This window comes from Acidovorax temperans, from assembly GCF_006716905.1.
In the GTDB taxonomy this organism is placed as follows: domain Bacteria; phylum Pseudomonadota; class Gammaproteobacteria; order Burkholderiales; family Burkholderiaceae_C; genus Acidovorax; species Acidovorax temperans.
Window position 1 is genome coordinate 611,050 of record NZ_VFPV01000001.1, and the last position, 23,800, is coordinate 634,849.

At 64.8% G+C, this 23,800-nt stretch carries 25 protein-coding genes; 9 read left to right on the plus strand and 16 right to left on the minus strand.

The genetic code is table 11. From position 1 onward, the window contains the following. Positions 1–61: 61 nt before the first annotated feature. Together BDD18_RS03035 and BDD18_RS22030 are read right to left on the minus strand one after the other, a co-directional pair. On the minus strand, positions 62–895 hold the full coding sequence (locus BDD18_RS03035; protein WP_142081314.1) for a shikimate dehydrogenase family protein: 834 nt from the start codon (positions 893–895) through the stop codon (positions 62–64). After that, positions 892–1,050, minus strand: coding sequence for a hypothetical protein (locus BDD18_RS22030; RefSeq protein WP_170207369.1), 159 nt, complete (start codon positions 1,048–1,050; stop codon positions 892–894). Before BDD18_RS22030 ends, BDD18_RS03035 begins: the two co-directional genes overlap by 4 nt. A gap of 603 nt (positions 1,051–1,653) precedes the next feature. Here BDD18_RS22030 and BDD18_RS22380 point away from each other — a divergent pair. Next, entirely contained in the window at positions 1,654–1,935 is a 282-nt protein-coding gene (locus tag BDD18_RS22380) for a PAS domain-containing protein (protein WP_242638369.1), read from the plus strand. 3 nt (positions 1,936–1,938) lie between these two features. Further along, positions 1,939–3,276 carry a sensor domain-containing diguanylate cyclase gene (locus BDD18_RS03040; RefSeq protein ID WP_244938970.1) on the plus strand — a complete coding sequence of 446 codons (1,338 nt, stop codon included), beginning with the start codon at positions 1,939–1,941 and terminating at the stop codon, positions 3,274–3,276. 183 nt (positions 3,277–3,459) lie between these two features. Here BDD18_RS03040 and BDD18_RS03045 read toward each other — a convergent pair whose 3' ends face one another. Next, complete coding sequence (locus tag BDD18_RS03045) at positions 3,460–3,747, minus strand: hypothetical protein (protein WP_142081316.1); 288 nt, start codon at positions 3,745–3,747, stop codon at positions 3,460–3,462. Here BDD18_RS03045 and BDD18_RS03050 point away from each other — a divergent pair. Next, the gene (locus tag BDD18_RS03050) at positions 3,746–4,702 is read left to right on the plus strand and encodes an endonuclease/exonuclease/phosphatase family protein (RefSeq protein ID WP_142081318.1); all 957 of its coding nucleotides are present in this window, start codon (positions 3,746–3,748) and stop codon (positions 4,700–4,702) included. The two genes, BDD18_RS03045 and BDD18_RS03050, sit on opposite strands and share 2 nt — an antisense overlap. A 39-nt stretch (positions 4,703–4,741) precedes the next feature. On the opposite strand, the gene tnpA is transcribed toward BDD18_RS03050, so the two are convergent. Beyond that, positions 4,742–5,173: an IS200/IS605 family transposase gene (tnpA, locus tag BDD18_RS03055; protein WP_026437438.1), complete on the minus strand. Its 432-nt coding sequence runs from the start codon at positions 5,171–5,173 to the stop codon at positions 4,742–4,744. A 455-nt stretch (positions 5,174–5,628) separates the two neighbouring features. Here tnpA and BDD18_RS03065 point away from each other — a divergent pair, with 455 nt between their 5' ends. After that, a complete protein-coding gene (locus BDD18_RS03065; RefSeq protein ID WP_142081320.1) occupies positions 5,629–6,357 on the plus strand; it encodes a substrate binding domain-containing protein in 729 nt (242 codons plus the stop codon). A gap of 150 nt (positions 6,358–6,507) precedes the next feature. On the opposite strand, the gene BDD18_RS03070 is transcribed toward BDD18_RS03065, so the two are convergent. The 5 genes from BDD18_RS03070 to BDD18_RS03090 form a co-directional block, all read right to left on the minus strand. Beyond that, the gene (locus BDD18_RS03070; RefSeq protein ID WP_066698230.1) at positions 6,508–8,622 is read right to left on the minus strand and encodes an alpha/beta hydrolase domain-containing protein; all 2,115 of its coding nucleotides are present in this window, start codon (positions 8,620–8,622) and stop codon (positions 6,508–6,510) included. A gap of 22 nt (positions 8,623–8,644) precedes the next feature. Next, a complete protein-coding gene (locus tag BDD18_RS03075; RefSeq protein ID WP_066698241.1) occupies positions 8,645–10,258 on the minus strand; it encodes a tannase/feruloyl esterase family alpha/beta hydrolase in 1,614 nt (537 codons plus the stop codon). A gap of 124 nt (positions 10,259–10,382) precedes the next feature. After that, positions 10,383–11,375, minus strand: coding sequence for a Bug family tripartite tricarboxylate transporter substrate binding protein (locus BDD18_RS03080; RefSeq protein ID WP_066698244.1), 993 nt, complete (start codon positions 11,373–11,375; stop codon positions 10,383–10,385). A 48-nt stretch (positions 11,376–11,423) separates the two neighbouring features. Next, positions 11,424–11,810: an AtuA-related protein gene (locus tag BDD18_RS03085; RefSeq protein ID WP_066698252.1), complete on the minus strand. Its 387-nt coding sequence runs from the start codon at positions 11,808–11,810 to the stop codon at positions 11,424–11,426. After that, a complete protein-coding gene (locus BDD18_RS03090; RefSeq protein ID WP_142081322.1) occupies positions 11,807–13,183 on the minus strand; it encodes an acyclic terpene utilization AtuA family protein in 1,377 nt (458 codons plus the stop codon). Before BDD18_RS03090 ends, BDD18_RS03085 begins: the two co-directional genes overlap by 4 nt. An 85-nt stretch (positions 13,184–13,268) precedes the next feature. On the opposite strand from BDD18_RS03090, the gene BDD18_RS03095 reads away from it, so the two are divergent. Next, the gene (locus BDD18_RS03095) at positions 13,269–14,174 is read left to right on the plus strand and encodes a LysR family transcriptional regulator (RefSeq protein WP_142081324.1); all 906 of its coding nucleotides are present in this window, start codon (positions 13,269–13,271) and stop codon (positions 14,172–14,174) included. A gap of 199 nt (positions 14,175–14,373) precedes the next feature. Here BDD18_RS03095 and BDD18_RS03105 read toward each other — a convergent pair whose 3' ends face one another. Continuing rightward, positions 14,374–15,462 (minus strand): IS5 family transposase, encoded by a 1,089-nt coding sequence (locus BDD18_RS03105; RefSeq protein WP_142081327.1) that lies wholly within the window; start codon positions 15,460–15,462, stop codon positions 14,374–14,376. A gap of 229 nt (positions 15,463–15,691) precedes the next feature. Between BDD18_RS03105 and BDD18_RS03110 the strand changes: the two genes are divergently transcribed. The 3 genes from BDD18_RS03110 (at position 15,692) to BDD18_RS03120 (ending at position 17,697) form a co-directional block, all read left to right on the plus strand. After that, a complete protein-coding gene (locus BDD18_RS03110) occupies positions 15,692–15,940 on the plus strand; it encodes a DUF3297 family protein (RefSeq protein ID WP_066698259.1) in 249 nt (82 codons plus the stop codon). A gap of 31 nt (positions 15,941–15,971) precedes the next feature. Continuing rightward, positions 15,972–16,472, plus strand: coding sequence for a ribonuclease HI family protein (locus BDD18_RS03115; protein WP_142081329.1), 501 nt, complete (start codon positions 15,972–15,974; stop codon positions 16,470–16,472). A gap of 250 nt (positions 16,473–16,722) precedes the next feature. Further along, a complete protein-coding gene (locus tag BDD18_RS03120; protein WP_142081331.1) occupies positions 16,723–17,697 on the plus strand; it encodes a PhnD/SsuA/transferrin family substrate-binding protein in 975 nt (324 codons plus the stop codon). A 26-nt stretch (positions 17,698–17,723) separates the two neighbouring features. Here the strand turns inward: BDD18_RS03120 and BDD18_RS03125 are convergent, their stop codons facing one another. After that, positions 17,724–18,668, minus strand: a complete 945-nt coding sequence (locus BDD18_RS03125) for a cation diffusion facilitator family transporter (RefSeq protein WP_142081333.1) — start codon at positions 18,666–18,668, stop codon at positions 17,724–17,726. A 103-nt stretch (positions 18,669–18,771) separates the two neighbouring features. On the opposite strand from BDD18_RS03125, the gene BDD18_RS03130 reads away from it, so the two are divergent. Continuing rightward, positions 18,772–19,137, plus strand: a complete 366-nt coding sequence (locus BDD18_RS03130; RefSeq protein ID WP_142081336.1) for a FlxA-like family protein — start codon at positions 18,772–18,774, stop codon at positions 19,135–19,137. A 26-nt stretch (positions 19,138–19,163) separates the two neighbouring features. Here the strand turns inward: BDD18_RS03130 and BDD18_RS03135 are convergent, their stop codons facing one another. Genes BDD18_RS03135 through BDD18_RS03155 form a run of 5 tightly spaced genes read right to left on the minus strand, consistent with a single transcriptional unit; the run spans position 19,164 to position 23,798 of the window. Continuing rightward, positions 19,164–20,807 carry an ABC transporter ATP-binding protein gene (locus BDD18_RS03135; RefSeq protein ID WP_142081338.1) on the minus strand — a complete coding sequence of 548 codons (1,644 nt, stop codon included), beginning with the start codon at positions 20,805–20,807 and terminating at the stop codon, positions 19,164–19,166. Next, positions 20,807–21,883: an ABC transporter permease gene (locus tag BDD18_RS03140; protein ID WP_142081340.1), complete on the minus strand. Its 1,077-nt coding sequence runs from the start codon at positions 21,881–21,883 to the stop codon at positions 20,807–20,809. The genes BDD18_RS03135 and BDD18_RS03140 overlap by 1 nt, the downstream gene beginning before the upstream one ends. A 29-nt stretch (positions 21,884–21,912) precedes the next feature. Continuing rightward, on the minus strand, positions 21,913–22,329 hold the full coding sequence (hepT, locus tag BDD18_RS03145; RefSeq protein ID WP_066692162.1) for a type VII toxin-antitoxin system HepT family RNase toxin: 417 nt from the start codon (positions 22,327–22,329) through the stop codon (positions 21,913–21,915). Further along, positions 22,319–22,753: a type VII toxin-antitoxin system MntA family adenylyltransferase antitoxin gene (mntA, locus tag BDD18_RS03150; protein ID WP_082758637.1), complete on the minus strand. Its 435-nt coding sequence runs from the start codon at positions 22,751–22,753 to the stop codon at positions 22,319–22,321. The genes hepT and mntA overlap by 11 nt, the downstream gene beginning before the upstream one ends. Positions 22,754–22,763: 10 nt before the next feature. Beyond that, positions 22,764–23,798, minus strand: coding sequence for a microcin C ABC transporter permease YejB (locus tag BDD18_RS03155; protein WP_066692157.1), 1,035 nt, complete (start codon positions 23,796–23,798; stop codon positions 22,764–22,766). Positions 23,799–23,800 lie beyond the last annotated feature (2 nt).

Below are 23,800 nucleotides of genomic sequence, written 5' to 3' on the forward strand. Positions count from 1 at the left end.
GCAATCAATGGTTCAGAAAAGCCAAGGGCCGGGCAGCGCGCCCGCCCTGCGGGCGGCAGCGTCAGTACTTGATTTGCGCCACAGCGCGCAGCTCATCGGCCGTGGCGGTGCCGTAGCCAAAGAATTCCAGGTAAGCCGGAATCATCTCGAACAGCATGTCGGTACCCACCTGCACGCCGCAGCCCTTGGCCAGCGCGGCTTGCAGCAGGGGCGTGTATTCGGTCTTCATCACCACCTCGCCCACCATGGCACCAGCGTCGATGCGCGCCACATCAAAGGGCAGCGGGTCGCCCTCTTTCATGCCCAGCGGCGTGGCGTTCACCACCACGTCAAAACCGGCAGGGTCGTTGGAGCCCGTCTGCACCACCAGCTGCGGGTAGTGGGCGCGCAGGCGCTCGGCCAGGCCTTCGGCGCTGGCCGTGTTGGTATCAAACAGGCTAATGTGGGCCACGCCCTCTGCGGCCAGCGATGCCGCAATGGCCGAGCCCACGCCGCCCGCACCCGACACGATCACCCGCGCCCCACGCAACGTGCGCCCCTTGCGCAGCAGGCCGCGCACAAAGCCGGCGCCATCAAACTGGTCGCCCAGCCAGGTGCCATCGGGCCGCAGCAGCAGCGCGTTGCAGGCCCCGGCAATGCGGGCGGTGGGCGTGATTTCATCGGCCAGCGACAAGGTGGTGACCTTGTGCGGCATGGTCACCAAGGCGCCCCTGAGGTTGGTCACACGCGCAAGCGCCGCCAGCGTGCCAGCGTAGTCACCGGGCTTCACGCCCATGGGCACCACCACCGCGTCGATCCCCCGCTTTTCAAACCAGGGGTTGTAGATCATCGGTGCCTTGAACGACTCCGTGGGGTAGCCGAGATGGGCAATCAGTTGCGTGGTTCCCGAGATCATGCGGTGTGCACTCCGCGCAGTACCCATGCCAGTGCAGCAGCCAGCGCCACTGCGCAGCCCCACCCCGCCGCCAGCCCGGCGGGCCCATGCGGCTTAGCGGGAGTGGCAGCGGCTGGCGCCAGCCGCTGCGGCTGGCCTGGAAGATTGGAAGTCATGCACATCCGGCTCAGATAAATGCCTTGGTTGATGGGAAGTGCATGAAATGTACGAACTAGTACGTTATTCAATGATTAGGGCAAACCCTGAACTGCTGTGGAACATGGGTAACGCGGTGTGCAGCGCGACTTGAGCGGGTCAGGGGCCAGAACCGCCAACCTACAGCGTTCAGGGATAGAGCCGCTTCGCAGCGCCCGGAGTCAGTTGCCGGTTTCGCTGATACTCGCGCTGAATGCAGCGAAGCGGCTGTTGGGCGCTTCGACTTTCCCCGGCCCGAGTGGCGGTTGGAGAAGTTGCTGCTGCCAGATCGTTCCGCAACCCAACTGCTACCCCGCAGCGACCACTACTCAGTAAATTAGACTGACGGTTTCGACTCGTAGCGCTCGGTGGTGCCCAAGGAAAAGCAGTCGCTCCATGTTGACTGCAGTCATTCACCTTCGACGGGCTGAGCAAGTGCTTCGATCGTGACCAACCAATCGAGTAACGACTCGTCAGTGGGGTATGGCACGAACCCACCCCAAACCCCTGCCACACTTGATCTGGAGCGGGTGGTTTTCCTATCCGTTGGCTTCACCTGACTTCCCCTTTTGCGACCGCCCTGCATGCTTACCACTTCCCCGCCGTCCGCAAAACTGCTGCAACTGCTGCCCGAGGCGGTGGTGCAGACCGATGCGCTGTGGGAGATCACTTATCTGAATCCCGCGTGGTACAAGCTCACCGGCCATCCGGTGGCGGCGGCGCTCGGCAGGTCTTTGCTGGAGTTCGTACACCCCGATGACATCGGCACCCTGCGTTCAGGCATGCCAGTGTTCCGCTTGCGCTTTGCCGACGCGGACTATCGCTGGGTGCGCCTGCAACCCCACCCTGAGACAGACGCAGCGTAGCGGGTGATCAGCCGCCAGGGTGTCCTGATCGAGATCACCGAGGTCACCGAGCAGGTGCTGGTGGAGGTGCGCCAGCGCTTTTTGCGCTTGCTGGAAACCATTGACGGCGTGGTATGGGAAGCTGAAATCGGCGTGGGCAACACCTTTCTGAGCCCACAGGTCGAACGCTTGTTCGGCTACTCCGTCGAGGAGTGGCGGGCCGACCCGGGCTTCTGGCGGGCGCATGTGCATCCCGATGATCTGGAGGAGGCCCTGCGCATCGACGATGCGGCCTATAACGCCACGCACAGCCATGCCTACGAGATGAGCTACCGGCTCATTGCCAAGTCGGGCAAGGTCGTGTGGGTGCGCGATCTGTGCCGCGCGGTGGTCGAGCCGGGGCGGCCGAACCGCATGATCGGCCTGATGATCGACGTGACCCAGCAGAAGAACACCGAGCTGGAGTTGTTGCGCTCCGAAAACCGCTATTCGCTGGCCACGCGTGGGTCCAACGACGGCATCTGGTACTGGGACTTGCGCACGGACGCCCTGCATGTGTCAGGGCGTTTTTACCAGATCGTCGGGCTGGGCAGCTTCGATCTGGTGCATAGCGGTGGCTGGCGCTTTCTGGAGCAGTTCATCGATCCCGAGGATCGTGCTCGCGTGCAGGCGGCCTACCGCAGACACCTGGCGGGGAACAGCCCGAATTTTTCGGTGGATTTCCGGGCGTTCCACGGAGATGGGCGGCTGGTGTGGGTCAACTGGCGCGGGCTCGCCGAGTTTGAAAACGGCGTTGCGGTGCGCATGGCGGGGTCGCTCAGCGATCTGGCCGAGCGTGGCAGTTCCTACGATGCGCTGACCAACTTGCCGGGACGGCCGTTGTTCCGCGATCGCCTTGCGCAACTCATCGCGCTACAGCAAAACGAGGCGGTGAACGATGATGGTAGGCCGACACGCGGCGAAACCACGATGTTCGCCGTGCTGCTGCTGGACCTCAATGGGTTCAAGGCCGTCAATGACACCTACGGGCACCATGTGGGCGACCAGCTTTTGCAACAGGTGGCGCGGCGGCTCGAATCCTGCGTGCGGTCGGTGGATCTGGTCGCCCGCATGAGCGGCGACGAGTTCAATGTGCTGCTGGAGTCCATTGACCCCGCGGAAGCCAGCCAACGCGCAGAGCAGATTGCCGCCGCCCTCGCAGCGCCTTATGTGGTCGGCGAACACACCGTGATCAGTGGCGCGAGTATTGGATTGGTCAGCAGTGCATCCAGGCTGGCGACGGTGGACGACTACCTGCGCGCTGCAGACGCCGCCATGTACCGGGCCAAAAGTCAGTCATCGGGCGTGTGCGTGTTTCAATAAAAGATGTCCGAGGCGACTTTCTGCGCGGCTGTCGCATGGCTCGTTGCACTCGGCCCTCGTGGTCTGGACAGATCATGAACCTGCCCCCCGTTTGATGCCAAAGTTCACTGCTGCGGAGACTGACTGAATGACCGCAAACGGGCTTCGCAACGATTGGACGCAGCCATCACCGGATACCTCCGTTCAGCCTGAAGCTGCCTGCCTGACAAACATGCTCGCCGGTTGCTCATAGCCGAAAACAGTCTTTCCTCCCGAACACCCGTACGCCACCTCCCCCCGAAACGCAAACCCCACATACAACATCCGCACATCGTTGAGCCTCGCCTGGAACAGCACAGCCTCATCCAGCGTCAGCACCACCAAATACGATGCGGCCTTGTCTCGCGCCCAGCACGCATACTCCGGCACTGCGCCGCATGCCACCCGAAGCCGGGCATAGCGCGACAGCCACAAATCCCGTTCCCCCACCATGCCAAGCCGCTCCTCCGTTTCTCAGTTCTTCGCCATCAGAGCCCGGTGGCTGGTGTGGCTGTGCGCATTGGGTGGGCTGACAGCGCCCTTGTCGCGCACGCTGCCCACAAACCATGTGCCTTGGCTGCAGTGGCTGGTGGAGCTGGCAGCGCATTGGCAGTGGGTCTATGCCACGTTGGGCGCTGTGGCGATGGGCCTGGCGGCGTGGATGTTGCGGCGCAGTGCATGGCGGCTGGCTGTGCCCGCGCTGGTGGTGGCGGGGTCATTCGTTTGGCAGCCCGCTACCCTGCCCCCAGCAGCCGAGCCTGACATCTCCAACGCGAAGGTGCTGAAGGTAGGCACCGCCAACTTGAATCTGGACACCACCGACTTCACGCCGCTGCGGCAATGGCTGGCATCTGCCGATGCGCCGGATGTGGTGTTTTTGCAGGAATTCACCGAACTGGCCCAGCGTGCACTGGACGATGACACAGCCATTGCGGCGCGCTACCCACACCGGCTGGCTGTGCCCCAGCCCGACCCCTTTGGCTTGGCAATTCTTTCGCGCCACCCGCTGGCTGATGCGCGGGCGCTGCAGCCCCGCACCGATTACGACACCTTGCGCCTGCACGCTACGCTGCTGTGGCAAGGCCAGCCAGTGCACCTGAGCGCGCTGCACCCCATGCCGCCGCTGAGCAGCGCATATGCCCAGGCGCGTGACCACGCGTTGCGGGACGAGGCGCTGCGCCTGTCCCAATCAGGCGGGCTGGGTGTGATGGCAGGCGACCTCAACACCACGCCCTGGGCACGCGGCCTTTGGGGGGCCGAGCAAGCTCAGATGCGCCGCGCAGGCCCTGGGGTGCCCACCTGGCCCAATGCCTGGGGCTGGCTGTCGGTGCTGCCGGTAACCATCCCCCGGCAAAGCCGGGGGCATTCGGGATGTGAGCCGCTCAAAGCGGCTGTAAGGGGTCGCTAACGCGGCCCCTCATTCTTGGGGCCACCTATCGGTGGCTACTCACCTCCATAGACCGAGTTGGTCCAACCTCTCGTCTTCCTTCTCCTGGTTTCGGATGTACTCCCGTATCACCGCTTCGTCGCGTCCCACCGTCGAGACGAAGTACCCTCGCGCCCAGAAGTGCTGACCCACGAAGTTGCGCTTTCGCTCTCCGTACACCCGCGCAAGGTGGATTGCGCTCTTGCCTTTGATAAAGCCCACCACCTGCGACACCGAGTACTTCGGTGGGATCGACAGCATCATGTGCACGTGATCGGGCATCAGATGCCCCTCTTCAACCCTGCATTCCTTTTGCGCGGCCAACTTTCTGAATACCTCACCCAGGTGTTCGCGTAGCTGCTTGTACAGCGTTCGCCTTCGACACTTGGGGATGAAGACCACGTGATATTTGCAATCCCAGGCCGTGTGACTCAAACTTTCATACTTGTCCATCGTGTTTCTTCCTTTCGTTTGCTTGGCGGCTCACGATTGAAAGTCTCTACGGTGGACAACCTCCTGAAAAGTCAAACTTCTACTGCCTCCCCGGCAGAGCCGGGGGGCCTCCTTTTGGTAGCTAGACCATGTGCTGGCCTCGCCGGGGTGGCAACTGGTGGAGGCACACACGGGGCCGGACCTGGGCTCGGACCACCGGCCGATGGTGGTGCGGCTGGTGGCGCGGTAGACCAAGCCAGCGCCTGCGCGCTCAGCTGCACTCACCCCCGATGGCCGCCGCAAGGCACCTGCTCGACGGTGTTCGCGGCACATGCACGCTCTAATGACTCCACACCGGGCCGCGCTGCACAAGGCAAGGCGCGCCCTCGTTCTTCTCGAAAGGCATGCATGACCACCACCGCCACCATACCCACCACTGCATTGCAACTGCGCTCCCTCGTCCAGCCTGATGCAGCGTGACGCTGACCGATGCGGGCGAGCTGGCCCTGCGCCGCTGCCAGCAGATGCTGGCACTGACCACAGACCTGGAAGAAGAAACCGCCACCACCGCCGAGGGCGAGCTGCGCGGCCAGCTGCGGCTGACGTGCAGCGTGTCGTTTGCCTATGCCCAGCTGGGCGCAGCGATTGCGGACTTTCTGGCCCGGCACCCGCAGCTCAAGATCGACCTGGACGCGAGCGAAGGCTCATTGAACCTGGTGGAGCGGCGCATTGACCTGGCCATCCGCATCAGCGCCGATCCGGACCCGATGCTGATTGGCCGCCCGCTGGCGCAGTGCGATTCGGTGCTGGTCGCATCGCCCGCCTACTTAGCCGCCCATGGCACCCCGCAGCAGCCCGCCGACCTGGCCCGGCACCGCTGCCTGAGCTACGCCAACTTTGGCAAAAGCGTGTGGCAGCTTTCACGGGGCGATGTGGTGGAGCGCGTGAGCGTAACGAGCCCCTTCAGCGCCAACGAGGCCACGACGCTGATGCGCGCGGCCCTGGCGGGTGGCGGCATTGCGCTGCAGCCCACCTACCTCGTGAACCCGTACCTGCGCAGTGGCGAGTTGCAGGCGGTGCTGCCTGGCTGGGATCTGCCGGTGATGACGATCTATGCGCTGTACCCCTCGCGCAGGCACCTGTCACCAGCGGTGCGGGCGCTGCTGGACTTTTTGGTGCAGCGGTTTGAAGGAGTGGCGTGGTAGCCGCCTGCTGAAAAAATCTGAATTGCTGCAGTTTTGATAGCTGCCTGCGCTTGAATATCAAGCGCAGGAGCCACTTTTTACTCATATCCACAACATCCAGACCGAGGACCGCACAGCCCCCGCCTGAATGCATGCCCTCGCACGAAATGTTCAGGGCAAAACAGCCGTCGCCTTCGCCCGCGCAATCTGCGCATCAGCATCACGCTGCAGCAGCAGGCGCTGGGCGACCAGCTCTTGTGCGGCCTGGGTCACGGCAGCCACATAGCCTTCCTGCGTGCCATACAGCTCCTCCAGCGATGGCCGTGCATCGCCCGCCGCCAGCCGCGCGGCACGCGTCTTGTGGAAGGGAATGAAGCTGCCCGTGAGGTTGGCCAGATCGGTAATGCCAGGCGTGGCCACATAGTTGAACTCGATGCTGGTGCCCAGTGGTGCACGCGCCTCCACGCTGCGGATACCAGAGCGGGTGAGGCCTGTGCTGGCATCGACCTGCGGCACCAGGATGGCGTAGTCGCGGCCCAGGTTGCGCGGGGGCAGCACGGTGGCGATGCCTGCTTCGTCCTGCGGGATGTACTGCGGGCCAAAGTCGAACAGCGGGAAGTTGTTGTACAGGCCCCGGTAGCTGAAGTCCGGGATCGCCGTCTGCACGCCGCCCACCGCCCAGGTCAGCCCCTTCATGGCCGGGAAGGCCAGCGCCTCGGGCCGCACCAGCGTTCCGTCCGCCAGCTTGGGCACCTGGCTGGCGGGCGGCAGCGTGCCGCGCACCACCCAGTCTTCCAGGTTCAGGAACAGTGCGCGGAAGGTATCGTTGAAGTGCACCACCGTGCCCGTGGGGTACGTGGAGCGCGTGGGCGCATAGGCAATGCTGGCGGTGCCTCCTGCCCCGCCGTGCTGGGTGCTGGCGTAGTAGTAGATGCGGGCGTTGTCGGGCTGGGCCAGGTCCTTGGTGCCGTTAGCGTCCGTCAGCACCGGTGAGCCTTGCAGCTGCCAGAACTCGGTGCCCGACAGGCCCAGAAAGAACTTGGGGCAGGTGTTGGTGGTGGCGCAGCGCTTCATCACGCCGCCCTGGCGGCCGCTGATGTCGTCCATGTAGTCCTTATCCAGCCCGCGCGGTGCCGTCTGGCCGAAGGCGGTGTGGTCGGTGCGCAGGCCACCGCCGCCACCGGGCACTGCAAAGCGGGTGTTGATGTTGGTCTGGCGCGCCGCCACGTGGGCGTACATGCCGTCAAACACCTTGCCACCATCCAGTGCCTGGTTGAAGCCCAGGTGCAGGAAGGTCTTCATCGCGTTGCCCGACTGCGAGGTGCCCTGCCCCAGCGTGTGGGTGATACGACCAGCCACGGGGTTCGGCGTGCCATTCGAATCGGCCGCCTTGCTCCGGAAGAAGCTCACCGTGTCGCGCAGCGCAGCCAGGCCCACGCCCATCACCTTGGGGTCTTTGGCGACGTAGACCAGCTCATACAGATACGCCGGGTCGAACCCGCCCTTCAGGCACACGCTGGTGGCGCTGGGCGTACCGGGGAAGGCGTTGGTGCCGGTGTCGCAGGTGGCGAACTTCCAGTCGCTGGCAGGCACGGGCACGCGCGCATCGGTCTCGTTGGCGCGGCGGGTGAGTGAGTAGCCGGGCTGGGTGTTGTCCAGGCTCGCAGGCTCGTAGGGAATCATCGTGCCGTTAAAAACGCCGCCGGGCAGCGTCATGGCAGGGCTGGCGGCCGTGGGCACCAGCTCGGCGCGGTAGGGGCCGGTGATGCTGCTGCCATCCTTGTTCTTGGCCACGGGCACGGTCACCGTGAGGCGCGCGGCGGTGCTCTTGGGCACATCGCCCTGCCAGGCCGAATACAGCATCACGTAGCCCCGCTCCAGGTACACCGCATCGCTGGGTGTGGCCGTGGGGTTGAGCATGGTGAGGATGTTGCCGCGATTGGGAGCGTCGTAGCGCAGCACACCGCTGGCCTTGGCCATGTTCTTGGGCTTGAGCATGACGAAGTCGGCCTTGTACTCGACCATGCCGTTGGCATTGGTGGGTGCAAGCGCCAGGTCCTGGATGACGGCGTTCTTGGGGTCCTTGGGGTCCACCTCGCCGCTGACCGTGCCGGTCAGCCGCTCGTACTCGCCCACGTCGCCGTAGGTGCCGGGGAAGGCTTCGGTGGCGGTGATGCTGAGCCGGAGCTGTGGTGTTGCGGCAGGGGGATTGCTGGTGTCACTGCCGCCGCAGGCGGCGAGCAAGGTGGCGGCCACCAGGGCCGCGGGTGTCCAGAGGGTCTTCATGGCTTGTCTCCTGTTGGTGCGGTCATTGGCAGATGAAGCTGGCAGCCTCGTCGGTGCTGCCTGCACCTTTGTAGACGGCGGTCTGCGGGTGCGGACACAGCGGCCGCGTGCGAACGACGTTGCCCGCACTCACGCGCGACGCCACGATGTGCGTGGGCGCTTGCCCCTGCTCCACCCACCGGTCCAGCGCCATCAGCAAGTCGTTGTCAGCGTTGGGGTTGGGGGCCTGGCCGCCGCTGTTGCCAAAGGTCGTGGCACCCGCCCCGCCGCTGCAATGGCCCATGCCAGGGACCAGGAACAGGCGGTAGAACTTGTCGCGCTCGGCCTGGCTGCCCTGTGCGGCGGCCACGCGCTCGGCGTAGGCGATGGTGTCAACCGGGTTGACCACTGCGTCCTGCCAGCCCTGGAACACGATGGCCTTGGCACCAGCCGCCTTGAAAGCCGACAGGTCGGCGCTGTTATGGTCCACGAGCGGGCTGATCTTGGCATCTGCGAACATCAGGTCGCGGTCGAAGTCGAAGGTCCACCAGTCCCACCGCGGGTTTTCGAACACCCACAGCCGCCAGTAGTCGGCGCGCACGGGCTCGGCACCACCCCAGTAGCCGGGCCAGCCAGACTCACTGCCCACCGGGTAGCCGGGGTAGATCTGCGCACCGGTGCGTGGATTTCTCGGGCCGGCATAAATCTTTTGGGCCACGGCGACTTGGTCGGCTGTCAGGCAGTCGGCGGCATCGGCGCCTGTGCACTGCAGGCTCGCCACGTTGAACTTGTCGCTGGTGCAGTCCAGGGGGTTCTCCAGGACGCCGTCAGTCACGCCATCGAGAGCGTCGCAGGCAGTCACGGCGCGCTGGGTGATGAGGTTGGCCTTGGCGGATGTCAGGATCACCGGGCCGCTGGTGCTCTGCACGCGGTTGGACAGGTAGCGGTGCAGGAACTCCACGTTCAGCCGGGTGCGGTTGTTGCCCGGCGCGCCAGCAATCACTCCGTCAAAGTCCTGCGGAAAGCGCTGCATCTGGACATAGGCCTGGTGGCCACCAGTCGAACAGCCATAGTAGTAAGAGCGGCTGGGCGGCTGGGCCTTGAGGCCCTCGACCAGTGCACGCGAGGGCGCCGTGATGGCGTGGATGGAGCGCGATCCCCAGTCCCGAATTTTCTCGGGATGTCCCACCCCCCAGAACATCTCGTTGGGGTCTGTGGATTGGTGGCCGGTGTCGCCCCCCACCACCGCGTAGCCCTGACGCATCGCGTAGGCCATGTCGCCGGTGCTGAGCGCCGGGCTGTAGCCTCCGTTGCCAGTGACCACCATCTTTCCATTCCAGGCTGCGCCTTCGGGCACCCAAACCTCGAAATTGACGAGCGAGTCGCTGCTGGGGGTGGCCTGGCCGGTGATGCGGCAGAACGCCGGCAGGTTGGTAATGGCCGTCCTGCTGCCCGTCGGGGTGTAGCTGCCAGCAGCCACCGCACTGGCGCCGGTGACGGTGGCGCCGGTCAGCTGCACTGGAGCCAGCGCCGCTGGCTCACAGCTCTTGGGGGTGGCCACCGGTGTGGTCGGGGCGTCGCCGCCGGAGCCACCGCAGCCGCCGAGCACGGCCAGGGTGGCGCAACCGATCAGGCCGCGGGTGAAAAGTGATCGCATTGTTGTCTCCTGTCGTTGTTGGTCTGGGCATAGCTGCGCCCTGCACTGCGCAACCGTGCAACTTTTTTTGCTGGATGTGGGGGCTGTTGTGCCCCGTCGATGGCAGACCGGTACGGCCTTGCGTTTATTCGGGCTCGATGCCCGCAGCCTTGATCACCTTGCCCCACTTCACCGTTTCAGCGGCCTGGAACTTGGCCAGCTCGTCCGGGCTGGTGCGCCATGCTTCAGAGCCTGCGTTGTCAAAGAAGGTCTTTGCACCAGCACTTTGGGTGGCTGCGCCAAGCAGTTCGTTCAGGCGTGCAACCACGGGTGCGGGTGTGCCTGCGGGGGCATATGCGGCAAACCAGTAGCCCATGTCGTAGCCCTTCACCCCGGCTTCGTCGATGGTGGGCACGTCAGGCAGCTGGGTGCTGCGTTTTTGCGTGGAGTAGCCCAGAGCACGCAGCTTGCCAGCCTTGACCTGGGGTACGCCGGTGGAGGTGTCGGTGATCATCAAGTCAATCTGCCCGGCCAGCAAGTCGGTGATGGCAAACGGGTTGCTCTTGTACGGCACATGAAGGATGTCCACGCCCGCAAGCTGCTTGAACATCTCGCCCGCCACGCGGCTGGAGGCACTGCCGCTGCCAAAGGTCAGCTTGCCGGGGTTCTTCTTGGCAAAGACCACCAGGTCGCCCACGCTCTTGTGCGGCGATGCGGGGTTGACCACCAGCACCTGTCCGCCCTTGCCCAGGCCGGTGATGGGGGCAAAGTCCTTCACCGGGTCATACGAGAGCTTTTTGTACAGGTGCTCGTTGGCGGCGTGCGTGGTGTTGGTGGTGATAAGAATGGTGTAACCATCGGGCGCGGCCTTGGCCACGGCGGCGGCGGCAATCATGCCGCTGGCACCGGCCTTGTTGTCCACCACCACGGCCTGCTTGGTGTCGTTGGTGATGGACTGGCCGATGGCACGGGCCAGCTGGTCGGTGGCGCTGCCTGCGGCAAACGGCACCACAAAGGTGATGGGCTTGGCCGGAAAGGTTTGTGCAGCGGCGGGCGCGGTGATGGACAAGGCCATCAGGGCACCGGCGGCGGCAGTCAGTGCGTGGCGTCGGGTCAAGGCAAAGCGGTTAGCGGGCATGTTGTCTCCTTCTGTTCTATGGGTCATGTCAAACGAAAACGGGGGCGATCATGGAGTTGGTCCAGCCAGATAGTCGGCCAGCGCGGCAGGCACCTGCACGGGCAGGGACAGCAGCCAGTAGCTCAGCGTCTTGCCGTGGCTGTCGAGGTTGAGGGCGTCGTTCACGCCGCCGTCCAGCACGTCGTCCAGCACCAGGTTCATGGCGTGCAGCTGGGGCAGCAGGTAGCGGGCGACACGGCTAGGCTGGCGGGCAGCAAAGTGGCGGGCCACGACCTCTTCGGTCACTTGCTGCACCAGCACATCCCACAGCGCGGGGTGCCAGGCGATGACGCTGAGGTTGGAGCGGTTGCCCTTGTCACCCGTGCGGCTGTGGGCCAATCGGTAAAGAGGAACGGTGAGCATGGGGGCAGCCTCGGCATTGCGCGTGTCGGTCATTGCATGCCTCCTTCGTTCCACATTTGATAGCCGGTGACCACGGCACTGCGCGGCACCAGGCACGACACGGTGCCCAGGCGCGGGCGCATGGCGGTGCGCACGCCACCGCCGCCTGCGGGGCCGCAGGTGTAGAGCGCCGTCACCTCGCGCACCAGGCGCTGGGCGCTGGCGTGGTCACGGTGCTGCAGGGCCACGCGCAGGCGCACATCGCGGGCTTCGTCCAGGCCCGCAGCAGGCGCATCCAGCCAGGTGCTGGCGTCGTCGCCCAGCACGCTGGTCACGCCAATCAAATCCACGCGCACGGGGCCCAGGCCCTGCAGCCGCTCGCGCAGCACCTGGCCTGCCAGGCGGGCGCGGGCCTCGGCGCGGGGGCCTGCGTAAGAGATTTCGCCTTCGGCAAACCAGCCAGATTCAAAGCACACATTCACCTTGAGCGTGGGCGGCTGCGGATGGCCGCGCACGCCTTCCAGCCGCACCGCATCGGGCCCCACGGGCAGCACCTGGGCGGTGGTGATGTCGGCCACCACATCAGGGGTCAGGTAGGCAGCGGGGTCGTGCAGCTCGTACAGCAGCTGCTCTTTCACCGTGCGCTCGTTGATGCAGCCGCCGGTGCCTGCGGGCTTGGTGATGGTGCAGTGGCCGTCGGGGTCGATCTCGGCAATGGGGTAGCCCAGCGTGGCCAGGCCGGGCACATCTTTGTAGCCGGGGTCGGCAAAGTAGCCGCCGGTGACTTGCGCGCCGCATTCGAGCAAATGGCCCGCCATGGTGGCGCGGGCCAGGCGGTTCCAGTCGTCGGCCGCCCAGCCGTAGTGCGCCATGGCCGGGCCCAGCACCAGCGATGGGTCGGCCACGCGGCCGCAGACCACGATGTCGGCCCCGGCGCGCAGCGCATCGGCAATGGCCTGCGCGCCGATGTAGGCGTTGGCGCTGACGATGGGCTCGGTGGGCATGGCGGGGCCCAGGGCACGCTCCAGCAGCGCCCGGTGATGGGGGCCGCTCAGGTCGTCGCCCTGCACCACCGCTATGCGCGGGGCGCGCAGGCCCAGCGCAGCCGCCAGTTGGTGAATGCGCCTTGACGCGTCCGCAGGGTTGGCCGCGCCAAAGTTGCTGACGATGCGCACGCCATGCGCCAGGCAGTCGGCCAGCACGGGCTGCAGCAAATCCACCAGCAGCGGCTCATAGCCTGCATCGGGCTGGGTGCGGCGGGCCAGTTGGGCCAGCGCCAGGGTGCGCTCGGCCAGGGTTTCAAAAATCAGCACGGCAGGCTGGCCGCTGGCAATCAGGGCCTGCACCACGGGCGCAGCGGCATCGGTGCGGTCGCCCGAAAAGCCTGCCGCGCAGCCAATGCGCAGGTGGGGAATGTGTTGTGACATCAGTCGCTGTCTCCTGCGGCGCAATGTACGCAGGCTGCGCTATTCTGTGAAATCGATTGTTGCAATCAATCCATCTGCGATTCAAATGAATGAAAACCCCGCCCTTTCCACCCGCCAGCTCGATGCGTTTGTGGCGCTGGCCGAGCACCGCAGCTTTACGCGCGCGGCCATGCAGTGCCATTTGTCGCAGCCCGCGTTCAGCGCGCTGATCAAGGCGCTGGAAGACGCGCTGGGCGCGCGCCTGTTTGACCGGAGCACGCGGCATGTGGATTTGACGCCCGAGGGGGTGAACTTTCTCGAATCGGCCCACCGCATTCGTGCCGAGATGCGCGCCGCCGTGCCGGCCCTGCGCGATGCCGTGACGCTGCAGCGCGGCCGCGTGGGCGTGGCGCTGCTGCCATCGCTGGCAGCGGGCTGGCTGCCGCAGGTGCTGGCCAGCTACCAGCAAGCCCACCCCGGCATTGCGGTGGACATTGCCGATGTGCTGTCGGAGCCCTGCATTGACCGCGTGGCCAGCGGCGCGGCCGACTTTGCCCTGGCCGCCATCCGCGCCGACACACCCGCACTGCAGGCCGAGCCGTTTTGCAGCGATGGCTTTCACCTGGTGTGCCCCGACGCCCACCCGCTGGCGCGGCGCAGAAAGCCGCTGGCGGTGGCCGACTTGGCGGGCTACCCGTTCATCCACCTGGCACGCCACAGCAGCGTGCGCCAGTACCTGGAGGCGGCCTTTCGCCCGCAGGCCATGCGCACGCTGATGGAGGTGGAGCAACTGGCCACGGTGACCGGCATGGTGCGCGCGGGCCTGGGCATCAGCGTGGTGCCAGCGCTCACGCTGTTCCACTTCCAGCAGCCGGGGGTGGTCACCCGCCCGCTGCAGTTGCCAGGTTTGCAAAGGCAGATTTATCTGGTGCGGCGTCGCGACCAGAGCCTGTCGATCGCGGCGCAATCGCTGTATGAATGGATGGTGGCGCGGCGGCCTCGGCTAGGCTAGGCAGTGCCTGCGCTGCTTGCTACAAAATAAATAGCTTCCAGCGCTTTAACAGGCCGTTGAAAAAGTGGGCATCGAACGCATCAGGGACGCTGTTTTCGAAGAAACGAGTGGCCCAGACGCGTCTGCGCAGCGATTGCACCGGCCAATCTGGCCTGTTTGCAGGCCATCTCGCCCATTTCGGGCGCACGTATCCCCGGGCTCACGCATGATGCGCGTCCCACCAGCCGCCGATGCTGCCCATGCGCACCAGGTTGTAGGTGGCAAAGCACAGCAGCGCCTGACCCGTGAGCTTGGCCTGACCGATGAGCTTGGTCTTGGCCAGACCACCCACGGTCTTGATCCAGCCAAAGGCCTCCTCAATGCGCTTGCGCACCTTCTGACTGGTCTTGTAGCCCTCGTGTCGGGTGATCCGGGCATCCACCGCCGAGTGCTTGTCCTTGGCCGCCACGTGCGGCGTGACCTTGAGCTTTCGGCAGCCCTTGATGAAGGCCTTGCTGTCGTAGCCCTTGTCGGCCCCGACCGTAGCCCGCTTGTTCTTGTTGTCCCGGCGCCCAAGCATCGCGAGCGCCGCCTCGCGCTCGGCGGTGCCGCTGGCATGGGTGATCTCCACGTCCACGATCAGACCGTTGCGGTTTTCCATGAGGATGTGCGCCATGTGGCACAGGCGAGCCTTGTCGCCCGCGCTCTTCTTGAACAGCCGGGCATCGGGGTCCGTGGTACTGGCGTGGGTGTCGTTGCAGCGCTGCTGTCCTTTGAAGTCCACCTCGGGATTGCGCCCCTCAGTCGGGGTTTGGTCGTCGTCCCGGCGCTTGAAACTTTTGTGCGAGGCCCAGGCCTCGATCAGCGTGCCGTCCACGCTGAAGTGTTCGTCGCTGGTCAACTTCGCCCAATCGGCGGTGTGCTTGACCCGCTCGAAGAAGGCGCGGGCCAAGTCTTCGTTGAAGAGCCGCTCGCGGTTGGCGCTGAAGGTGGAGTGGTCCCAGACCTTGTCCTCGATGTTCAGGCCCACGAACCAGCGGTACAGCAGGTTGTAGTTGACCGCTTCGACCAACTGGCGCTCGCTGCGGATGGAGAACAGGATCTGCAGCAGCAGGGCCTTGAGCAGCATCTCCGGCGGCACCGAGGGGCGGCCCCGGCGGGCGTACACCGCGTCGAACTCGCGGTTCATCGTCGCCAGCAGCGCATCGACTGCGGCGCGCAGTTTGCGCAGCGGGTGTGTCTGCGGCACGCGCTCTTCAAGGCTGATGTAGCTGAACATCGCCCCCTGGAAGTCTTGGTTGCCTCTCATCGTCCTCGTCTGGGTTGTTCGCCGATGGCTTCAGATCGTACTGGCCGACGCCAGCGTCGGCGGGGGATTTTTCAACGGCCTGCTAATGGCGGGCGCTACAGGGCATTTTGATAAAAAACATCGCTCACACCCAAGCACACTCGCCCCGGGCCAGCAGCCCCAAGGGCCCAACGGGTGGGTAAATCCGCGAGAATCTCGGCCCTTAGCATTTCTTCTGCCCCAGGCTCTCATGACCGACGCAACCTCTGCACCCGCCCTGCCCGACCACCTCTCGTCCGACCCGCGCAGCCCGCACCACAACGCCGCCGTGTTCGAGCACGACATTGGCATCCGCTTCAATGGCAAGGAACGTTTTGACGTGCAGGAATACTGCGTCAGCGAAGGCTGGGTCAAAGTGCCCGCCGGCAAGACGGTGGACCGCAAGGGCCAGCCCCTGCTGATCAAGCTCAAGGGCACGGTCGAGGCGTTTTACCGCTGACCCCGCCCGGCGCTGCCGCCTTCACGCCTGCATGACCCGTACCGCCGCTTTGCCCGTGGCGCAGCCCGCGCCGCCGGGGCTGTGGGTCATCCACTGCGATGGCAGCGCCATTCCCAACCCTGGCCGCATGGGCCTGGGCGCTACGCTGCTGGCTCCCGATGGGCAGCAGCACACCCTGTCGCACACCAGCAGCCTGGTGGGCTGCAACAACGAAGCCGAGCTGCGCGCCTTGATGGCCGCACTGCAACAAGCCCACGCCCTGGGCGCACGCGCGATTGCCGTGCGCAGCGACAGCAGCCTTCTCCTCGAACAATTGCGGCCGCCGCAACCAGGCCAGCGCCCCGCTGCCCCGATTACCCGGCTGGCCGAGCTGTTTGACAGCGCACGCGCCTGGCTGGCGCGCTTTGACAGCGTGCAGTGGCAGTGGATTCCGCGCCACCGCAACAGCGCCGCCGACACCCTGGCCCGCGCTGCCCTGGGCGCCCCGGCCAAGGTGGCCCCACACCCCAGCCACAAGAAAAAGAAGCGCTGAACCTCTGTTCAAAGGCACCGCCTGCACCGTGGGCCAGCGTGGCGATGTCGCTCCTGCGTCATTGAAACGTCACAAAGTTGACGTTTTTGCAACAATTTCCCTGCATACTTTGCTGGTTTGGGCTCTTCTGCACGTATCCCGCCCCAGGGCGCGGTGATGGGTGCAGGCGGTCTATCGAAGGCTGTGCAGCAGATGCTCTGCTCCTGCCCGGGTCTTGGACCTGTTCTCACATCTTCAAGGAAGGAACGACATGCGACGTAATGCACGCTGGGTGGTGCTTTTGGCAGGCGCTGGCGCGGTGCTAGGCACTGCCGTGGCACAGAACAACAACGCAGCCGCCCAGGCGCGCGCTGCAGCCGCCAGCCCGGCCCCCAACTTTGCCAGCAGCCCCCGCGAAAAGCTCGTGGTGGCCATGCCCAAGACATATGCGCGGGCCGAGACCATGCTGCTGTGGGGCGACTACTTCAACCACCTGGCACGCTGCGGCAACCTGGACTTGCAGAACCAGCATGGGGAATCGCTGGAGCGCAGCTCCAACATCGACCTGCTGGGCGAGAAAGAGCTGATCGATGGCATCACGTCGGGCAAGGTGCAACTGGCCCAGGTCAACCCCGGATTGGTGCCGCAACTGGTGGCCGCAGGCCAGCCCACGCCGTTCGCTGTGCCGGGCAACAAGGCGTCGGGCAAGCGCAACTCTTACCACCTGATCCTGATTGCGCGGGTGGACAGCCCCTACAAGGAACCCAAGGACCTGATCGGCAAGAAGATTGCCCACTCCACACCCACCTCCAACTCGGGCAACCTGGCGCCGCGCGCGCTGTTCCCGGCCATTGGGCTGGTGCCGGACAAGAACTACGAAGTGGTTTTCTCCAACGGGCACGAACGCTCGGTAACGGGCGTGATGCACGGCTTTTACCCCGCAGCCGCCGTGGCCAGCGACCTGTACCAGCGCATGGTGCTCAAGGGCGACGTGAAGGGTTCGAGCATTCGCACGCTGTGGGAAAGCGCCCCCTTCATGACCGAGACCTGGACGCTGGGCAAATCGGCATCGCCCGATGTGCAAAACCGCGTGCAGAAATGCTCTTACGCCTACAGCTTCTCACCCAAGCTCAAGCAATTGCTGCCGGGCAACGACACCATGCTGCCCATCAATTTCGAGCGTGATTTCGCGACGGTGATGGAGGTCTACAAAAAGACGCAGCAAGCCCAGGCTGCTGCGAAGTAAAGCCCCCCCGCGCCGGGCCCGCTGCGCTACCTGGGCTGGACGGTGTGGTCCCGGTCTGGCTTGCGCCAGGGGTCCACATGGGTCATCAGGTTGAGCACCCGGTGGCGCTGCATCACGCGCTGGCGGGCCTCCACCGCAATGTCGTGACCCTCTTCCACGGTGATCTGGGCGTCCACCTCCAGGTGGGCGTCCACCACCACCATGTCGCCCATCTTGCGGGTGCGCACATCGTGCACGCCAGCCACGCCGGGGGTGTCCAGCAAGGTCTGGCGAATGGCCTGCACCTCCTGCTCATCCACCGCGCGGTCCATCAGGTCGTGCATGGCGTCCCAGCCAAACTCCCAGCCCATCTTGCCCACCATGAAACCCACGATCAGCGCGGCTATCGGGTCCAGGATGGGGTAGCCCGCCAGGTTGCCCGCAATGCCCACGCCCACCACCAGCGACGAGGCCGCATCCGAGCGCGCATGCCACGCGTTGGCCACCAGCATGCTCGACTTGACCTTTTTGGCCACCGCCAGCATGTAGCGAAAGAGCAGTTCCTTGCCCACCAGCGCGCCCCCGGCCACCCACAGCGCCACCGAGTGCACCTGGGGCACGGATTCGGGGTTTTCGAGCTTCACCACCGCAGACCAGACCATGCCCACGCCCACGGCGAGCAGCAGCAAGCCCAGCACCAAAGATGCGGCGGTCTCAAACCGCTGGTGGCCATAGGGATGGTCTTCGTCGGCGTCTTTTTGCGAGTGGTGGTTGGCAAACAGCACCACAAAATCCGCCACCAGATCGGACAGGGAGTGGATGCCATCGGCAATCAGGCTCTGCGATTTGGCCCACACCCCCACCACGATCTGCACGGTGGACAGCACCAGGTTGACTACCACGCTGACCCAGGTGCTGCGCGAGGCGGCAGCGGCGCGCTCTTGCGGCGAGTGCTCGGTGTCTTCGGTGTCGTCCAGTTCGTTGAAATTCATGGGCTCTGATTCAAATTCAGTGAGGCCCCACAGGCTACACGCCCAGTCTTAAGAATGCATTGAGGCCCGTTCAGTTTTGCGCGAATATGCCGATAACCCTGCCATGCAAGTCTCTATCGCCTCCTCCGCCAGCAGCGCATCGGGCGCCCAGTCCTCCAGCGAAAGCGCCAAACTGCAAAAGCAACTGCGCCAGTTGACCGACGAACTCAAAAGCGTGGCCACCTCTGACCTGGACGCCAAGGCCAAGAAGCAAAGGGTAGAGGCCCTGCAAGCGCAGATCCAGATGGTGCAAGCGCAAATTGAGGCCATTCAGCGCCAGAACCAGCAAGCGCAGATCGAAAAGCAAAAGCAGGCCGAGCTTGCCAAGGCGCAAAAAGCCGCCGAAACCCAGACCAAGCAAAACAACAGCGCCACGCCCGGCCGCCAACGCACGCCCGGCCTGGGCGACAACGTAGACACCTTCGCCTGACTCGCCGCCCGACCGCGGGCCGCGAACTACGTTGGCACAGCGGTCACCGTGGCTGCCGCCACCAACTTTTGCGTGTAAGGGTGTGCAGGGCGGTTCAGCACCGCGTCCACCGTCCCGCATTCCACGATGGCGCCGTCCTTCATCACCAGCACGTCGTGCGCCATGGCGCGGATGACCTCCACATCGTGCGTGATGAGCAGGTAGCTCAGGCCCTTCTCTCGTTGCAGGCGCTGCAGCAAGGCCAGCACCTGTTGCTGGATGGTGACATCGAGGGCGCTGGTGGGCTCGTCCAGCACCAGCACCTGGGGCTGCACGATGAGGGCGCGGGCCACGGCCAGGCGCTGGCGCTGGCCGCCTGAAAATTCATGCGGGTAGCGCGCGAGCAGGCCAGGGAACTGCGCCTCCGTCAGGCCCACCTCGGCCAGGGCGGCTTCCACGCGGGTGCGGCGCTCGGCAGTGTGGATGCCAGGTTCATGCACCAGCAGCCCCTCGCCCACGATTTCTTCGACCGTGAGGCGCGGCGAGAGCGACGAGAACGGGTCCTGGAACACCACCTGCACCCGCTTGCGCAGTGCCTGGTTGGCGGGTGTGTTGCGGGTGGCTGGCTGCTGCCAGGCCTGGCTGTTGACCTGCAGATCGCCCTGCGACGGCAGCAGGCCCAGGATGGCCTGCGCCAGGGTGGACTTGCCCGAGCCCGATTCGCCCACCACGCCCAGCGTCTGCCCCGGCAGCAATTGCAGATCGGCCCCCTGCACGGCCACGAACTCGCCCCTCTTGAACCAGCCGCGCACGCCCGGCAGCGGCGTGGGGTACGCCACGCGCAACTGGCGCGCTTGCACTACGGGCGGTGTACCTGCGGGCGGGGCCGCCTCCACCACATCGCGCCGGGGCTGGCTGGTGATCAGGCGGCGCGTGTAGGGGTGCTGTGGGTTCGCAAACACCTCGGCCACAGCGCCCTGCTCTACCAGCACGCCCTGCTCCATCACCGCCACGCGGTCGGCAAAGCGGCGCACCAGGTTCAAATCGTGCGTGATGAGCAGCACGGCCATGCCGGTCTGGCGTTGCAGGTCAGAGAGCAAATCCAGAATCTGCCCGCGCAGCGTCACATCCAGCGCGGTGGTGGGCTCGTCGGCCAGCAGCAGCTGGGGTTCGCTGGCCAGGGCCATGGCAATCATGGCGCGCTGGCGCTGCCCGCCCGAAAGCTGGTGCGGAAAGCTGCCCGCGCGCCTGGCAGGCTCAGGAATGCCGGTTTTTGCTAGCAATTCAATAGCTGCTTGCGCACATTCTGCGCCGGTCAAACCCTTTTTTAGCATCAAGATCTCGGCGATCTGCTGGCCGATGGTCATGAGCGGGTTGAGCGCGGTCATGGGCTCCTGGAAGACCATGGCAATGTCTCCACCGCGCACGCCGCGCATTTCACGCTCGGAAAGCTGCAGCAGGTCGCGCCCGGCAAACAGGGCCTGGCCCTCCACCGCTGCATCACCCAGCAGGCGCAGCAGGCTGAGCGCGGTGATCGTCTTGCCCGAGCCAGACTCGCCCACCAGCGCCAGCTTTTCGCCCCGTGCAATCTCGAAGCCCACGCCACGTACCACCGACTTGGCGCCAAAGCGAACCTGCAGGTCACGCACCTGCAGCAAAGGGGTGGCGGGGGTTGTGCTGTGTGCCTGCATCACTTGTCGGCCTTTCGTGGATCCAGAGCATCGCGCAAGGCATCGCCCATGAAGGTCAGCAGCAGCAAGGTGACCACCAGCACCGCAAAGGTGGAGAGCGAAATCCACCAGGCGTCGATGCTGTTCTTGCCCTGGCTCAGCAGCTCGCCCAGGCTGGGGGTGCCGGGTGGCACGCCTAGGCCCAGAAAGTCGAGCGAGGTGAGCGCGAGGATGGCCGCGCTCATGCGAAACGGCAGGAAGGTGACCACCGGCGTGAGGCTGTTGGGCAGGATGTGGCGCCAGATGATGTGCCAGTTGCCCACGCCCAGTGCGCGGGCCGCCTTCACGTAGTCCAGCTGGCGGTTGCGCAGAAATTCGGCACGCACATAGTCCGACAGGCCCATCCAGCCAAACAGGCTCAGCAAAATCAGCAGCAGCGCAATGCTGGGCGCAAACACCGCGCTGAAGATGATGAGCAGATACAGCTCGGGCATGGAGCCCCAGATTTCAATAAAGCGCTGAAAGGCCAGGTCCGTCTTGCCCCCAAAAAAGCCCTGAATGGCACCGGTGACCACGCCCAGCACCACGCCCGTGGCCGTGAGCGCGAGCCCGAACAGCACGCTCACCCGAAAACCATAGAGCAATTGCGCCAGCAGGTCCCGCCCCCGGTCGTCGGTGCCCAGCCAGTTGTCGGCCGTGGGGGCCGAGGGGTTGGGCGACTTGGCAAAGTAGTTGAGCGTGTTGGGACCGTAGCGGTTGAGGGTGTAGAGCGCCCAGTTGCCATCAGCACTCAGCCGCTGCTGGATGAAGGGGTCGAGGTAATCGGTGGGCGTGTCAAAGTCGCCCCCGAAGGTTTTTTCGGAATAGTCCCGCAGCATGGGGAAGTAGGTTTGCCCCTCGTAGCGCACGATCAGGGGCTTGTCGTTGCTGACCAGTTCGGCACACAGGCTGACCAGTACCAGTGCGCAAAACAGCCACAGGCTCCAGTAACCCTGCCGGTTGCGCTTGAAACGCAGCCAGGCGCGGCGGGAGGGCGACAGTGAAGCGGATGCAGCGCTGTCAGATGCAGCGGGTAAAGAAGGTGTGGTGGAACCCATGGTGCGGATGGTTGCTTCGTCTTCCAAAGTCACACAGCGTCGTGCAGCAAGAGGGCCTTGCTGTACTGCAAAAATTCGTCCAGGTGCTTTTCAATGATGGCGACAGTGATGGGCAGTTGCAGGCTCTGGTAATCGTGCACCGCAATGTTGCGAAAGCCCACCATGCGCTGCAAGCCTGCAGCCAGCTCCTGTTCAATCCGGCCTGCACGGGCCAGCAGAGCAAACACATCCCGCGCACTTTGCGGAACGCCCAACCGGTCACGCCGGATCAGGTGCTGCCCCATGTCCAACGCGGCCTCACAGGCGCGTTGGATGTTCAAAATTGCGGCGTCCTGGCGGCTGAAATTGGTGGCAAAACTGGCGGGGTCACTGAAATACTCTTCGCGCGCGCGCTGCACGCAGCGCTCAATCGTTGCGGCCTTGTTAATCAGAACGTCATCCACCATACACGCTCCCACGCTGTTGAATGTCCGCCAGCAAGCCAGTCCGTGCAGCATCCAGCTCAGTCTTATCACTCAGGACAGCGCTCTCAAAAATAGCCGCCTGGGCATCTCTGGCCCACCAGCGCACGCCCTGCGTGATGACCTGGTACTGCATCACGGTGGAAGCAGCACGCAAATCCAGCAAATCGACAGGACAACCGGCCACATCAGCCAACTCGCCCGACAAGCTCCACAGCTGGTGCACATCGGCGTAACCAGCCACCAGGACTGCCAAGTCCAAATCACTCTGGGGCGTTGCCACACCGTGCACCCGGCTGCCAAAGGCATACACCGCCAACAGCCCAGGCAATTGAGCTTGTAGCAGGTGCACGGTGCGCTCTATCCCCTCAAGGGACAAAGGTGCGGGGAGCGTGTGCGTCGAGGGCATTACGAGTCTTTCAATCAAACTTCACGCGGGGGTCTACCCACACGTAGCACAGGTCGCTCACCAGCTTGGTCACCAAGCCGATCAGCGTGAACAAATACAGCGTGCCCAGCACCACCGGGTAGTCGCGGCGGATCACGCTTTCGTAGCTGAGCAGGCCCAGGCCGTCGAGGGAATACAGCGTCTCGATCAGCAGCGACCCGGTGAAGAACGCGCCAATGAACGCCGCCGGAAAGCCGGTGATGATGGGAATGAGCGCATTGCGCAGCACATGCTTCCACAGCACCTGCCGGTCGCTCAGCCCCTTGGCACGGGCGGTGAGCACGTATTGCTTGCGGATCTCTTCCAAAAAGGCATTTTTGGTAAGCATGGTGGTGACGGCAAAGCTGCCCAGTACCATGGACGTGATGGGCAAGGCGATGTGCCAGAGGTAGTCCGTCACCTTGCCCCACATCGACAGTTCTTCCCAGTTGGCCGAGGTGAGCCCGCGCAGCGGAAACCACTGCAACTGCCCGCCAAACACCACCAGCAGCGCCACGCCCAGCACAAAGCCCGGAATGGCATAGCCCACCAGCACCAGCAAGGTGGTGACCAGGTCAAACCGCGAGCCCGCCCGCACCGCCTTGGCCACGCCCAGCGGCACGGCCACCAGGTAGCTGATGAAGAAGGTCCACAGGCCCAGACTGATGGAGACCGGCAGCTTCTCTTTCACCAGTTGCCACACATCCTTGTTCTGGAAGAAGCTGCGGCCCAGGTCAAACCGTGCGAACTGGCCCAGCATTTGAAAGAAGCGCTCGTGCGCAGGTTTGTCGAAGCCGTACAGCGCCTTGATCTGCTCCAGCCGCTTGGGATCCACCCCCTGCGCGCCGCGGTAGCCCATGCCGCCGCCTTCGGCACCGCCGCCGCCCGCCATCCCGGCCTTGGCTTCGGCCATGTACTGCTCCACCGGGCCGCCGGGCACGAACTGCACCACCACAAAAGTGAGCAGCAGCACGCCCAGCAGGGTGGGAAACATCAGCAAAAAACGTTTGAGGATGTAGGCAAACATGG

Bases quoted from the DNA above. Each gene is read 5' to 3' on its own strand.
- BDD18_RS03035 (WP_142081314.1), bottom strand. From the start codon at position 895: ATGATCTCGGGAACCACGCAACTGATTGCCCATCTCGGCTACCCCACG.
- BDD18_RS22030 (WP_170207369.1), bottom strand. From the start codon at position 1,050: ATGACTTCCAATCTTCCAGGCCAGCCGCAGCGGCTGGCGCCAGCCGCT.
- BDD18_RS22380 (WP_242638369.1), top strand. From the start codon at position 1,654: ATGCTTACCACTTCCCCGCCGTCCGCAAAACTGCTGCAACTGCTGCCC.
- BDD18_RS03050 (WP_142081318.1), top strand. From the start codon at position 3,746: ATGCCAAGCCGCTCCTCCGTTTCTCAGTTCTTCGCCATCAGAGCCCGG.
- BDD18_RS03045 (WP_142081316.1), bottom strand. From the start codon at position 3,747: ATGGTGGGGGAACGGGATTTGTGGCTGTCGCGCTATGCCCGGCTTCGG.
- tnpA (WP_026437438.1), bottom strand. From the start codon at position 5,173: ATGGACAAGTATGAAAGTTTGAGTCACACGGCCTGGGATTGCAAATAT.
- BDD18_RS03070 (WP_066698230.1), bottom strand. From the start codon at position 8,622: ATGAAGACCCTCTGGACACCCGCGGCCCTGGTGGCCGCCACCTTGCTC.
- BDD18_RS03075 (WP_066698241.1), bottom strand. From the start codon at position 10,258: ATGCGATCACTTTTCACCCGCGGCCTGATCGGTTGCGCCACCCTGGCC.
- BDD18_RS03080 (WP_066698244.1), bottom strand. From the start codon at position 11,375: ATGCCCGCTAACCGCTTTGCCTTGACCCGACGCCACGCACTGACTGCC.
- BDD18_RS03085 (WP_066698252.1), bottom strand. From the start codon at position 11,810: ATGACCGACACGCGCAATGCCGAGGCTGCCCCCATGCTCACCGTTCCT.
- BDD18_RS03090 (WP_142081322.1), bottom strand. From the start codon at position 13,183: ATGTCACAACACATTCCCCACCTGCGCATTGGCTGCGCGGCAGGCTTT.
- BDD18_RS03095 (WP_142081324.1), top strand. From the start codon at position 13,269: ATGAATGAAAACCCCGCCCTTTCCACCCGCCAGCTCGATGCGTTTGTG.
- BDD18_RS03105 (WP_142081327.1), bottom strand. From the start codon at position 15,462: ATGAGAGGCAACCAAGACTTCCAGGGGGCGATGTTCAGCTACATCAGC.
- BDD18_RS03110 (WP_066698259.1), top strand. From the start codon at position 15,692: ATGACCGACGCAACCTCTGCACCCGCCCTGCCCGACCACCTCTCGTCC.
- BDD18_RS03115 (WP_142081329.1), top strand. From the start codon at position 15,972: ATGACCCGTACCGCCGCTTTGCCCGTGGCGCAGCCCGCGCCGCCGGGG.
- BDD18_RS03120 (WP_142081331.1), top strand. From the start codon at position 16,723: ATGCGACGTAATGCACGCTGGGTGGTGCTTTTGGCAGGCGCTGGCGCG.
- BDD18_RS03125 (WP_142081333.1), bottom strand. From the start codon at position 18,668: ATGAATTTCAACGAACTGGACGACACCGAAGACACCGAGCACTCGCCG.
- BDD18_RS03130 (WP_142081336.1), top strand. From the start codon at position 18,772: ATGCAAGTCTCTATCGCCTCCTCCGCCAGCAGCGCATCGGGCGCCCAG.
- BDD18_RS03135 (WP_142081338.1), bottom strand. From the start codon at position 20,807: ATGCAGGCACACAGCACAACCCCCGCCACCCCTTTGCTGCAGGTGCGT.
- BDD18_RS03140 (WP_142081340.1), bottom strand. From the start codon at position 21,883: ATGGGTTCCACCACACCTTCTTTACCCGCTGCATCTGACAGCGCTGCA.
- hepT (WP_066692162.1), bottom strand. From the start codon at position 22,329: ATGGTGGATGACGTTCTGATTAACAAGGCCGCAACGATTGAGCGCTGC.
- mntA (WP_082758637.1), bottom strand. From the start codon at position 22,753: ATGCCCTCGACGCACACGCTCCCCGCACCTTTGTCCCTTGAGGGGATA.
- BDD18_RS03155 (WP_066692157.1), bottom strand. From the start codon at position 23,798: ATGTTTGCCTACATCCTCAAACGTTTTTTGCTGATGTTTCCCACCCTG.